This window comes from Atopobacter phocae ATCC BAA-285 (assembly GCF_000526675.1).
GTDB classification, from domain to species: domain Bacteria; phylum Bacillota; class Bacilli; order Lactobacillales; family Aerococcaceae; genus Atopobacter; species Atopobacter phocae.
The window spans coordinates 47,432-58,853 of record NZ_JAGN01000005.1 but is presented as its reverse complement, the minus strand read 5'-3'; the positions used below and the strand labels follow the sequence as shown (position 1 = coordinate 58,853).

Annotated in this window: 15 protein-coding genes and 1 riboswitch; of the genes, 1 reads left to right on the top strand and 14 read right to left on the bottom strand. The window is 32.7% G+C overall.

Annotated elements, in window-relative coordinates:
* From L866_RS0101865 to L866_RS0101845, 5 genes are all read right to left on the bottom strand, one after another.
* On the bottom strand, window positions 1-216 hold a 216-nt coding region (locus tag L866_RS0101865; protein WP_025728605.1), incomplete at its 3' end, for an IS256 family transposase.
* A gap of 82 nt (window positions 217-298) precedes the next feature.
* Window positions 299-961 (bottom strand): (d)CMP kinase, encoded by a 663-nt coding sequence (gene cmk, locus L866_RS0101860; protein WP_025728603.1) that lies wholly within the window; start codon window positions 959-961, stop codon window positions 299-301.
* Between the two features lie 75 nt (window positions 962-1,036).
* Window positions 1,037-1,666, bottom strand: coding sequence for a LysM peptidoglycan-binding domain-containing protein (locus L866_RS08980; RefSeq protein ID WP_025728601.1), 630 nt, complete (start codon window positions 1,664-1,666; stop codon window positions 1,037-1,039).
* Window positions 1,667-1,758: 92 nt separating this feature from the next.
* Window positions 1,759-3,219 (bottom strand): RecQ family ATP-dependent DNA helicase, encoded by a 1,461-nt coding sequence (locus L866_RS08365; RefSeq protein ID WP_025728599.1) that lies wholly within the window; start codon window positions 3,217-3,219, stop codon window positions 1,759-1,761.
* A complete protein-coding gene (locus L866_RS0101845; RefSeq protein ID WP_025728597.1) occupies window positions 3,204-4,235 on the bottom strand; it encodes a helix-turn-helix domain-containing protein in 1,032 nt (343 codons plus the stop codon). The genes L866_RS08365 and L866_RS0101845 overlap by 16 nt, the downstream gene beginning before the upstream one ends.
* Before the next feature lie 18 nt (window positions 4,236-4,253).
* Here L866_RS0101845 and L866_RS0101840 point away from each other — a divergent pair, with 18 nt between their 5' ends.
* Window positions 4,254-4,484, top strand: coding sequence for a ferredoxin (locus tag L866_RS0101840; RefSeq protein ID WP_245578422.1), 231 nt, complete (start codon window positions 4,254-4,256; stop codon window positions 4,482-4,484).
* Between the two features lie 167 nt (window positions 4,485-4,651).
* On the opposite strand, the gene L866_RS0101835 is transcribed toward L866_RS0101840, so the two are convergent.
* The 9 genes from L866_RS0101835 to fur form a co-directional block, all read right to left on the bottom strand.
* A complete protein-coding gene (locus L866_RS0101835) occupies window positions 4,652-5,248 on the bottom strand; it encodes an ECF transporter S component (RefSeq protein ID WP_025728593.1) in 597 nt (198 codons plus the stop codon).
* Between the two features lie 82 nt (window positions 5,249-5,330).
* Window positions 5,331-5,447, bottom strand: a riboswitch (FMN riboswitch).
* Between the two features lie 31 nt (window positions 5,448-5,478).
* Window positions 5,479-6,207 (bottom strand): pseudouridine synthase, encoded by a 729-nt coding sequence (locus tag L866_RS0101830; protein ID WP_025728591.1) that lies wholly within the window; start codon window positions 6,205-6,207, stop codon window positions 5,479-5,481.
* Window positions 6,208-6,234: 27 nt separating this feature from the next.
* Window positions 6,235-6,795 (bottom strand): SMC-Scp complex subunit ScpB, encoded by a 561-nt coding sequence (scpB, locus tag L866_RS08360; protein WP_035445917.1) that lies wholly within the window; start codon window positions 6,793-6,795, stop codon window positions 6,235-6,237.
* Window positions 6,796-6,798: 3 nt separating this feature from the next.
* A complete protein-coding gene (locus tag L866_RS08355) occupies window positions 6,799-7,575 on the bottom strand; it encodes a segregation and condensation protein A (RefSeq protein WP_025728589.1) in 777 nt (258 codons plus the stop codon).
* On the bottom strand, window positions 7,575-7,964 hold the full coding sequence (locus L866_RS0101815) for a GNAT family N-acetyltransferase (RefSeq protein WP_025728587.1): 390 nt from the start codon (window positions 7,962-7,964) through the stop codon (window positions 7,575-7,577). The genes L866_RS08355 and L866_RS0101815 overlap by 1 nt, the downstream gene beginning before the upstream one ends.
* A 25-nt stretch (window positions 7,965-7,989) precedes the next feature.
* Complete coding sequence (locus L866_RS0101810) at window positions 7,990-8,817, bottom strand: purine-nucleoside phosphorylase (protein ID WP_025728585.1); 828 nt, start codon at window positions 8,815-8,817, stop codon at window positions 7,990-7,992.
* Window positions 8,818-8,849: 32 nt separating this feature from the next.
* Window positions 8,850-10,019, bottom strand: coding sequence for a phosphopentomutase (gene deoB, locus L866_RS0101805; RefSeq protein ID WP_025728583.1), 1,170 nt, complete (start codon window positions 10,017-10,019; stop codon window positions 8,850-8,852).
* 23 nt (window positions 10,020-10,042) lie between these two features.
* Window positions 10,043-10,954 carry a site-specific tyrosine recombinase XerD gene (gene xerD / locus L866_RS0101800; protein ID WP_084030241.1) on the bottom strand — a complete coding sequence of 304 codons (912 nt, stop codon included), beginning with the start codon at window positions 10,952-10,954 and terminating at the stop codon, window positions 10,043-10,045.
* The gene (gene fur / locus L866_RS0101795) at window positions 10,935-11,414 is read right to left on the bottom strand and encodes a ferric iron uptake transcriptional regulator (protein ID WP_025728579.1); all 480 of its coding nucleotides are present in this window, start codon (window positions 11,412-11,414) and stop codon (window positions 10,935-10,937) included. The genes xerD and fur overlap by 20 nt, the downstream gene beginning before the upstream one ends.
* Window positions 11,415-11,422 lie beyond the last annotated feature (8 nt).

Here is an 11,422-nt window from a genome sequence, read left to right as displayed (position 1 = left end):
CCGCGTTGTAAAGTCTCGTTCATAATAGCCATTTCTTTGACTCTGACGACTTTCGGATCGTTCATAGTCATCAGCCTGGATATATTCTGTTCGCTGATTTTCCATCAACTGGTTGAACACTGTTGTCAAAATGTTTTTAGACACATCATCTTTTACCGAATGTTCAATAATGCTTTGAACCTCTTCGCTATTCAGTGTAAAATGTACTTGGGTCATATAAAGTCCTCCTGGGTAGGTTTTCTGGTAAAAACATTGTACCGTAAAAGGAGCTTTATATGGCCTTTTATCTTTTACACAATTATATGGACTTTATCAATTTTTTTATTGTTTTTATGACTTCTTCAATTGTTTTATCCGAAGTGTCTAATTCAATAGCATCGGTCGCTTTTTTTAAAGGTGATGTTTCACGATTAGTATCATAAGCATCGCGTTCTTCAATTTGTTTTAAAAGCTCATCAAATGAAGTTTCAATGCCACGTTGTATATTTTCTCGATAACGTCGTTCTGCTCTAACTTTAGAAGAAGCGGTTAAAAATATTTTTAAATTGGCATTTGGCATCACAACTGTTCCAATGTCCCGACCATCCATAATAATGCCACCTGAAGTAATATAGGCCTGCTGTTGAGCTACGAGTACTTCACGAACAATCGAATGAGCTGAAACTTCAGATACATTATTAGTCACTTCGATTGAGCGAATATGTTCTGTTACATTTTCATTATTAATCCAAACCAATTGATCTCCATTTTCATTTTGCGTAAATGAAATTGGGTATTTTTTTGCTAAATTCGCTAACGCGTGTTCGTTATTTAAATCAATTCTTTGCTTTAAAGCTAAGTAGGTTACTGAACGATACATTGCACCTGTATCTAAATATGTTAAATTGAGTCGTTTAGCTAGTTCTTTTGCGATTGTACTTTTTCCTGAAGAAGATGGTCCATCGATTGCAATATTTATCATAATTTCCTCACTTGTATGTATATTTTTCCAACAAAATAGCTGACTTTTATAAGGTCAGCTATAGTTATTTTTTCATTATTTTACACGCAATTGCATACCAATTATAGCATCGTTATTTGGTAAACCATTAACTTGTTTTAATTCATCTAACGTCATCCCATGACTATAAGCAATGCGCCATAAATTATCGCCTGCTTGTACAGTATAGGAATTGTTATATCCTGCTTGATTAGGAGTTGTTTGTTCTGCAACATTAGGACTAGCTTGAGCTTGTTCGTTTTGACTAGCTGCTGTTTGATCTAATTCTTCTTGTTGACGTGCTAATTTAGCTTCCTCTTCTTCTTGTTCTTTAGCTTTCCGAGCCGCTTCTTTAGCTTTTTCTTCTTCTTTTCGAGCCAGTTCTTTTTCTTTCTCAATTTGAACTTTTTTCTGCTCTTTTACCGCTTCTTTTGAAATCAATACTTCATTTTTTGATTGCGATTCAATCGCGTTTGTACGTTGTTGACTATCATAAAAATAGTAAATGATTGGTGATAATAACATAACAATAAAGACAACTAGTAAAATTTTTGTTGTTAAAGATGCGTCATTTGATTCATTATGACGAGCTGCACGAGACAACTCTGAATCGGAATGACTTTCTTCAAATGAATTAGACCATGGCTTTTCTTCAGCTGAGTCTTTGCGCTTGTTCAAATTAAACAAGTCGCCACCTCCTTTAATAGCTTTCGCTTACCATTTTAGCACACAGAGGTATGAAAATGGTATAGTTAAATTTTTTTTAATAAATCTATTGATTAATTCATATAATTTTTGGGAAAAAGTTTTTTTAATCGCTTTAATGGATTGGTCGACATCGGTTTATAAAGGGGTTGCTTTTGATTAAACTGTAATGTCTCAATTAGTGGTTTGATTTCCTGATAACTTCCCTCCCAAAACCCAGAAGTTAAAAATGTTTCAAATGTCTCTCTTGGATTCCTAATACCATTTATATATTCTTGCATCATTTCAATTTGTTTTAATTGATTACTATAATGACCAATTAATAATTTTTGAATTTCATGCACATTATAGTTTAATTGTTTTAACCCTTCAATCGCTTGTGCAATAGGTTCTTCTAATTGATCAACATTTAATAAATTGGTCTGATTTCGTAACTTCTGTATCGTATCAAAAATAATCCGATATTTCCAATTTAAGTATTGCTTATCCTGAAAACAAATGGATTGATTGGATAAACCGTCTCTTCCAGAACGTCCTGTTTCTTGAATAAATTGGGCAATGGAAGCACTTGGATGAAAGTGAATAACTGTTCGAATGTTTTTCTTATCGATCCCCATACCAAATGCACTCGTTGCAATGACAATATCTGCATGATTTTGTAAATATAGTTCTTGTACACGCCAACGTTCATCATTAGTCAATCCTGCATGATAACTTAAAGCTACATAGTGATTGGAACGCAAAAAATCACTTAATTCATCACATATATCTCGAAATCCTGCATATATCAATACAGGATATTCAACATGTTCCAACAGTCGAAGTAAAGCTATAAATTTAACCTCTTCTAACGTCATACCAGATGAAATATTATACATTTCTTTTTCAGATAATATGTTATATGAACGATTCATTGGCAAATGGTCATGTCGAAACATTTGAACAGTTTCTTTTTCACTAAATAAAAGTCGCATTACATCTTTAACGACATTTGGTGGAGCAGTAGCTGTGAGTGCTAATGTTTGAGGGTTATTCAGTTGTTGTCTTAAAGCCTTAAGGCCTAAATAATCTTGTCGAAAATCTCGTCCCCATTCAGAAATACAATGTGCTTCATCTATTACCAATAAAGGATCCTGAATTTTTTTTAGATGGTTTAAAACTTCTTCTTGATTAATCATCTCAGGTGAAAGAAATAGATACTGAAAAGTATTTAATTGCCGATAAATAATATCCTTTTCTTTTCGGTTTAAATCGGAAGTTATTGCAACAGACTGAAAACCTTGATGAACGATTCGACTAACTTGATCATACATTAAAGCTTTTAAAGGCGAAATAATAATTACCGGTCGTTGTTTAAACGCACCAAAAAATTGATAAATTAAGGATTTCCCCGTTCCTGTAGGCAATATCGTAAAAACATTACGACCTAATACAAGTTGTTCTATAGATTCTAGTTGCTGATTATGAAAAGATTCATAATTAAATTTTTTATTTAAAAATCTTTTCATTACTTCTACATTTATTCGATGGTCCATATTTTATCTCCTTGCCTAACTAATTTTGCAAATAAAATATAGCTATAAGTTAATTCAGGACGATTTAACATTTCTTTTATTTCACCAAAACGCAGATGAGAATCTTGCTTTAATAAATCAGCTATTTCTTTTACTAACTGAAAATCGTGTGCTTCTTTAAAAGTAAATGTTGGATACATCAGTTGAAATTCAAATAAATGATCAATAATTGTACTGTCTTTCAATCGTCTTTTTAATGCAATTTCATTAACTGTCTCTCCGCTATGAAATAAATGTGCGGTGTACTCTACACTTTCTGACACAATGCTTCGCTTTTTTATATACGTTTTTATCATTTGTTTTAATTCATTAGAATGATCAATGACGTGTAAGAAAAAATGCCATAATAAATATTTCATCTCTGCTTCTTTCATATCAAAGACTTGTTCTAATGCTTGATAACTAAAAGTTTCTACTTTCGCCCCCACTAATTGACTAACAATTATTTCTTGATAGCTTTCATCATAATGATCTAAACATTCCACTAAAGCCTTAACAAGCTCTTCACTCAAATATTTTTTATGATGCATCAAATTATGAATAAAAAGTTGATTTAGATAAGTTCCTGATGGACGATAATCAGTTAAAAGATCGTGTTGTTTGAATGATAACATTTGATATATACTTAAACAAAGAGAAAATAATTCTTGATCAATTAGTTGATAACGCATTGCATCAGGATGCCAATATTTCTTTAATGATTCATTTTTTTGAATAATTGATGAGCCTTCATCAGTCAAAATTAGTTGATTATTTGAATCATCTACGTAATTTAATTTTATTAACTCATTAACCATTAAATCGAACGACTGATACCTTTGAAATTTAAATGCACCATAAAAAGCGGTTAATTGTCGTTCAATGGTTTCCATCATTTGATAAACCGTGCGTTTACCATATAAAATATGCTTTAACGTATTCCGTTTAATTCCGCGTTGTTCTAAACACATTAAAACGATATATTTAAAATAATCCATTATTTCCTCCGAAAGTAGGTGTTGTTATTGTTTTTTAAAGTAAATCAAGAAGAGTGCATTGCATGTGGTTTATGTGCACTAAAAGCCGAACAATATTTTGAAAATAACCATGAAGGTCTTGCTTATTTAATTCAAGATAATAATTCAGGAACTCATGATTTCAATCAAAATGATATGATTAAAATCAAAGTTGCTTATACAGCTTGCCCAACTGGAGCGATAAAAAGAAAAACTCAACCATTTTCTTAGTATATCAAAAAAGAAAGTCGTGCGCATCGATTGTCATTTGAATATGTCTTATTGATTCTAAGCACTAAATTCCACTAATTAATTCAGTAACAAGCATATGTCCTAAAAAAAGAAGATGCTCATCATATAGTGACGACATCTTCTCTTCTTTAATTTATTTCATTTTTTTATTTTAACTTTGTGGTTGTGCATGTTGGTTTTACTTTTAATCTTTTACGTAAAAATGGATATACTTTTAAATACACAAGTAAATTCACGATTGAAACTAAAACACCTTTAATCATGTTAAATGGTACGATACCATAAACAATCAATTCTTTTAGCGATTCAATTTGTAAGTTAAATAATTTAAAATATATTGGAGTAAGGACAAACCAATTCAAAATCACCATAACAATTGTTAAGATAATGATTCCAAAAATACTACCTTTCACGAAATTTTTTACAGATAATTCCGTTTTAGTTGCTTGTAGTACAGGTAATAACAAACTAATAGAAGCAATAAAACTTGCTGTTACTCCGATTGGATATCCTAAGTCTCCCCCTGTTTGAATATAATGTAATGCACTTCGTATGAAACCTGTCATCAGTACAGCTTGAGGCCCATACAATAATCCACTTAGCAAAAGAATTGTGTCGCTAAAATCAATTTTTAAATACGGTACAAATGGGATAATGGGAAAATGAAAAAACATAACAATAAATGCCACTGCCCCTAAAATTGCCGCACCTATTTGACGATTAATTTTTGATTGTGACGCCATAATGATTTCCTCCTAACGATTCATATCAGGAAGGATAAATAAAAACTCTATTTCTCGTCAGAAAAATAGAGTCCATTAAAAACCCCATCTTCTTTATCCAGACTATACTGTCGGTACTGGAATTTCACCAGTTCGGCTCTTTCGAGTTCGTAGACTATAACTACCGGTGGGGAATTGCACCCCGCCCCTGAAGACGAATCAATTGATTTTTTATTACATTTGCATTTTACTTAATTTTTACTATCTTGTCCACTAAGTTGTTTTAATTTGACAATTTCATAAGGTTTCAATGGACGATGTTCGCCTGGTGTTAACTGACCTAATGTCAGAAAGGCAACACGTTCTCTTTTAAGTTTCATTACGGGATGTCCAATTGCTTCAAACATTTTTTTTACTTGATGGTTCCATCCTTCATGAATGACTAATGAAATAATAGCTGTATTTTTCTTTGTGTTTCTTTTAATGACTTTTACTTTTGCTGGACTAGTTTTTCCTTTTTCAAGTTGAATACCTCGTTCCAAACGTAAAAGTTTTTCATCCGTTGGAACACCTGAAATGGTTGCAATATATTCTTTTTCTACTTGAAATTTAGGATGCATTAACGATTGGCTAAATTCTCCGTCATTTGTCATTAAAAGAACACCAGTTGTGTCAAAATCTAGTCGTCCCACGGGATAAATACGTTTATCTGTTTCAAAATAATCGACAACGACTGAACGTCCCCGGTCATCACTCACACTCGACAATACATTTTTCGGTTTATAGAATAAATAATAGACTTTCTCTTCTTTAGTAATTAAAACGCCATCTACTTTAATATGATCATTCATTCCTACTTTAACGCCTAACTCTGTCACTACTTGACCATTCACCGTCACTCGACCAGACTGAATAATTTCTTCGGATTTTCTTCGAGAAGCAATACCTGCTTGTGCTAAGACTTTCTGTAATCGTTCCATTTATAAGCTCCTTTATTTCACTTCATTTTATTCAAAATTATCTTTATCAAACAAATCAATGGGTTGTTTGATTTCTAAATCAATTGGATCAAATAATGCGGGTAAATCATCAATTGTATTCAACCCAAAATAATCTAGAAAATAATCTGTCGTTTCATATAATTTTGGACGACCTGGCTTCTCAAGTCTTCCTGACTCTTGTATCAATCCGCGAAGAATTAAACGTTGAATGGCTGCTTGTGACTGCACACCACGAATATGATCAATTTCAACACGAGTTATCGGTTGACGATAGGCTATGATAATTAAAGTCTCCAATACTGCTTGTGACAGCTTCACTTGAAGTGGAGAGTGCGCAAACTGTTCAATGATTGGGTAAAATTCTTTTTTAGTACTAATTTTGTAACGTCCAGCTGTTACTATAATAGTTAAAGCAGATGGCCTCCAATGATAGGCTTGTTGTAATGTTAAAATATTGTATTTCACTTCTTGTTCAGATGAAGATAGCAGCATTGTTAGTTCTTCTATACTAATTCCCTCTTCACCTGAAACAAAAAGTAAGCTTTCAATTTGTTGTAATAATTTCATTTATTAATCGTCCTTGCTCATCTTTTCAATCCAAATATCATCATTTCGATGTTCTTGTTTAAATGTTATATCACCATTACGGACTAATTGTAAAAACGCTAAAAAATAACTCACTACAGCTGTTTTATTTAATACGTCAATACTATCGATTAATCGAATGGGTTGATTGGATTGGGTTAATCGATTCATTAATCGTTTCATACTTTTTTCAACAGTTATTGGATCTTTTACCATTGTTCTTACAATGGGTTGATCTAATTTAAAACGTAATGACATTTTAGATAATGCACGAAATAAATCTTGTAATTCAACTTCTCCTGATTCTAACGGTACATGAACCACTAAGTCAGATAAATCAGCAGGGGGACGATGCTTATGAAATCCACGTTTATCTTCAAGAGATTTAAAGGTTTCATCCATTGCCTTGTACTGTTGATACAATTTTAATTGTTGAATTAATTGTTCTTTGGGACTATCTATGTTTTCTTCTACTTCTTTTTCAATTTGTGGCAGTAGCTCTCGTCCTTTAATTTCGATTAGTGTAGCTGCCATCACTAAATATTCACTGGCTACTTCAAGCGATAATTCTTGCATGGAGTGAATATAATTAATATACTGCGTCGTTACTTCACTAATTGGTAAAGTCTCAATATCTAATTTTAAAGAACGAATTAAAGACAAAAGTAAATCTAACGGGCCCTCAAATTGATCAATTTTTATTTGCATCACTTCATTCGAAGTTCCCTCAAAAGAAGTCTCTTTTGCAACTGACTTAATCACTAATCAATCTTCCCATCATTAGAATTATTGGCTTGGTAATTAGCATTTTCCCAATGAGCAACAATTGAATTCATTTCTAAAGTACCAATCATGTTTTTATTCGGGAAGATTTGTTGCAATTGATCTAATACTTGATGTGCAATTCCTTCATTACGAAAAGATGGATTAACGGCTAATTGTCGAATAATAACTTCATCTCCAATTTCAACACCGATTACTGCTACAAAATTGTCTGTTTCTTTATCTGACCACAAGTATAAGTGTTTCTGCTCATTTTCCCGATATGTATCCATTAGTTGGTTCAAACGATCCATGTCTTTAAAATCTGAAATATAAGACAATAATCCCATGGCAATTTTTTGTTGCTCTGGTTTACATCTAACTAACACCTTCTCACCTCATCAATAATCTCTTTTATTTGCTATTATGAATTTCAACAACTAATTCTGTCACTAACTGTTTGAAAACATTTTTAACACGTTGCGTTGTTTCAACTACTTCTTCATGATTTAGATTAACTTGCAAACCAGCCGCCATATTTGTTATACAGGAAATACCCACACATTTAATACCACTATGATTTGCCACAATAACTTCTGGAACTGTTGACATTCCAACTGCACTAGCACCAAGTACTTGAGCCATTTTTATTTCTGCTGGCGTTTCGTATGTCGGACCAGTCATTCCAATGTACACACCGTGTTTAATTGAAATATCTAATTTTTGAGCAACTTTCTCTACTAATTCACGATATGGTCTATAATATGCTTCTGACATATCTGGGAATCGCGGCCCAAATTCTTTCATATTTGGTCCAATTAATGGATTTGTACCAAAGAAGTTGATATGGTCATCAATAATCATTAAATCACCTGGCGTAAATGTTGGATCACATCCACCAGCAGCATTTGTAACAATTAATGATTCAATATTCAATAAACTCATCACACGAATAGGAAATGTCACTGTACCCATTGAATAGCCTTCATAAAAATGAAAACGCCCATCCATAATTAAAACTGAAACACCTGCTAATTCACCAACTACTAATTGACCGGCATGTCCTTCAACAGTAGATACTGGAAAATTAGGAATATCTTCATAAGGAATTTCAATTTTGTTTGATAATTCTTCTGTTAATACGCCTAAACCTGAACCTAAAATTAGTCCAATCTTAGGTAAAACGTCAAGTTTATTTTCTAAAAAAGATTTTGTTTCTGCTAGTTGTGTTGAAATATTCATGCTCATAATACACCTCGGATTTTTTAGTTATTTTATACTAAGTGATCTAAGAAACTTGTACCAAATTCTGTTTTTTCAACATTAAAGTTTTCGGCAATAGTTGCTTGAATATCAGCAAAATGTCCAACTGGTATTAAACCATTTCCTTTAAATTTTGGACTGTAAATTAAAACTGGAATATATTCACGTGTATGATCTGTTCCAGGGAATGTTGGATCATTTCCATGGTCGGCAGTAATGATTAATAAATCATCCAGTTGCATGTGTTCTTTGATTTCTGGAATACGTGCATCAAAATCTTGTAATGCTTCGCCATATCCTACCGTATTACGACGATGTCCAAATAAAGCATCAAAATCTACTAAGTTTGTAAAGCTCATACCTGTGAAGTCTTTTTTCATTACTTCTATTAATTTGTCAACGCCATCCATATTGCTTTTCGTACGAACGAATTCAGTAATTCCTTGACCATTGAAAATATCGTTAATTTTACCAACTGCAATTACATCATAATCAGCTGCTTTTAATTGATCCAATACTGTCTTACCTGTAGGGCTTAGTGCATAGTCATGACGATTTGATGTACGAGTAAAGTTACCTGGTTCTCCCACATATGGACGTGCAATAATACGACCAATTTTGTATGGTTCATCTAAAGTAATTTCACGTACATATTCACAAATTTCATATAATTCTTCTAATGGAATAATTTCTTCGTGAGCAGCAATTTGTAATACAGGATCAGCAGAAGTATAAATAATTAAATCGCCTGTTTTCATTTGTTCTTCACCGTATTCATCAATAACTGCTGTTCCACTAGCTGGTTTATTTGCTAGAACGCCACGCCCTGTATGTTCTTTAATTTGATCCAGTAATTCATCAGGGAATCCATCAGGAAATACACGAAATGGTGTGTCGATATGTAAACCCATTAATTCCCAATGACCAGTCATCGTATCTTTTCCCACTGATTCTTCTTCTAATTTCGTATAATATCCTTTTTCTGGTTCAATTGCTTGTATTCCATTTAATGGTTCAATTTTAGCTAGACCCATTTTCTCCATTTCAGGAAGATTTAATGACATATTTTCGGCAATATGTCCAAGGGTATGTGCTCCAACATCACCAAATTTATCTGCATCAGGTTGTTCACCAATTCCAACTGAATCCATTACAATAACGTGTACTCTTTTAAATTCCATTTTTTGCACCTCATCTATTCTATTTATTCTCTTGGATGTGACTGATTATATATGTGTCGCAAATGACTTGTATTCAAATGCGTGTAGACTTCTGTCGTACTTATATTTTCATGACCAAGTAAATCTTGAATTACTCGCAAGTTTGCCCCGTTTTGAAGCAAATGGCTAGCAAATGAATGCCTTAATGTATGTGGTGAAATATCTTCGCTTAATCCAGCGACAATCAAATATTTCTTTAAATTTTTCCAAAATCCTTGGCGTGTAAAACCACTACCTCTTTGTGTCAAAAAAACTAAATTCGTTTCTTTATCTTTTAATAATTGAGGACGAATTTGGTTTAAATATTGATCTAAAAAAACGTTTAAACGTTCGCTTATAGGAATCAGTCTTTCTTTTTTACCTTTACCAATTACTCGAATAAAACCAAAATCTAATTGTGTTTGATCAAGTGATAATTGACAAAGCTCGCTCACACGTAATCCTGTGGCATACATTACTTCTAACATCACACGGTCTCGAACACCATATAAAGTATTTAATTTAGGTGCTTCAAGTAATCGTTGCATCTCATTGATTGATAAAAATTTAGGAAGTTTGTCTCCTTCTTTAGGAGAAGCAATCGTAACAAGTGGATTATCTTGACGTAACTGCTCATGAATTAAAAACTTTGTAAACAACCGCAGCGAAGACAATTTACGTTGTCTTGTTGATGCGGTTAGATTTCGTTTGCTTAATTCTCCTAAAAACAATTGTATATCAATTATCTCAAATGAGGTCAAATGCTGACTAGACTGATATTCATTGATTAAAAATTCCTGAAACTGCTTAATATCCCTTAAATAACTTTCTACCGTCAATGGTGCTAAGCCGCGTTCTGTTTTCAAATAATTTATAAAATCAACAATTACAGGATGCTCATTTTGACTCATTAGCATATCCTTTTTTATTTAACTGCTTAGCTTGACATTCTGCACATATACCATGAAAAGTTAAACGATGATCAACTACTTTAAATTGGTAATCTCGTTCAACGATTGGCTCGATATCCACTAGTAAATCATCAAATACTTCATCTATTTTGCCGCACTCTAAACAAAGTAAATGATGGTGGAAGTGTTCAGAACCCGTTGTTTTCAAATCATATCGAGCCAAACCATCATCAAAGTTCACTTTATAGATAACACCAATCTCAGTTAATATATCTAACGTTCGATAAACTGTTGCTAAGCCAATTGAAGGGTAATTAGCTTTTAATAACATATAAATTTCTTCCGCACTCAAATGTTCTTCATCTTTATCTAACAACACTTGAAGTGTCATTTCACGTTGAGGCGTTAATTTATAACCTGCGGCTTGTAATTTTTGTTGAATCGTTCGATTGGTTTGCTGCCCCACGCTAACCC

Excerpts from the sequence above, each read along its gene's own strand:
- scpB (WP_035445917.1), bottom strand. The coding sequence starts at position 6,795 with ATGAAATTATTACAACAAATTGAAAGCTTACTTTTTGTTTCAGGTGAA.
- cmk (WP_025728603.1), bottom strand. The coding sequence starts at position 961 with ATGATAAATATTGCAATCGATGGACCATCTTCTTCAGGAAAAAGTACA.
- L866_RS0101810 (WP_025728585.1), bottom strand. The coding sequence starts at position 8,817 with ATGAATATTTCAACACAACTAGCAGAAACAAAATCTTTTTTAGAAAAT.
- deoB (WP_025728583.1), bottom strand. The coding sequence starts at position 10,019 with ATGGAATTTAAAAGAGTACACGTTATTGTAATGGATTCAGTTGGAATT.
- L866_RS08365 (WP_025728599.1), bottom strand. The coding sequence starts at position 3,219 with ATGGACCATCGAATAAATGTAGAAGTAATGAAAAGATTTTTAAATAAA.
- L866_RS0101845 (WP_025728597.1), bottom strand. The coding sequence starts at position 4,235 with ATGGATTATTTTAAATATATCGTTTTAATGTGTTTAGAACAACGCGGA.
- xerD (WP_084030241.1), bottom strand. The coding sequence starts at position 10,954 with ATGCTAATGAGTCAAAATGAGCATCCTGTAATTGTTGATTTTATAAAT.
- L866_RS0101830 (WP_025728591.1), bottom strand. The coding sequence starts at position 6,207 with ATGGAACGATTACAGAAAGTCTTAGCACAAGCAGGTATTGCTTCTCGA.
- L866_RS0101835 (WP_025728593.1), bottom strand. The coding sequence starts at position 5,248 with ATGGCGTCACAATCAAAAATTAATCGTCAAATAGGTGCGGCAATTTTA.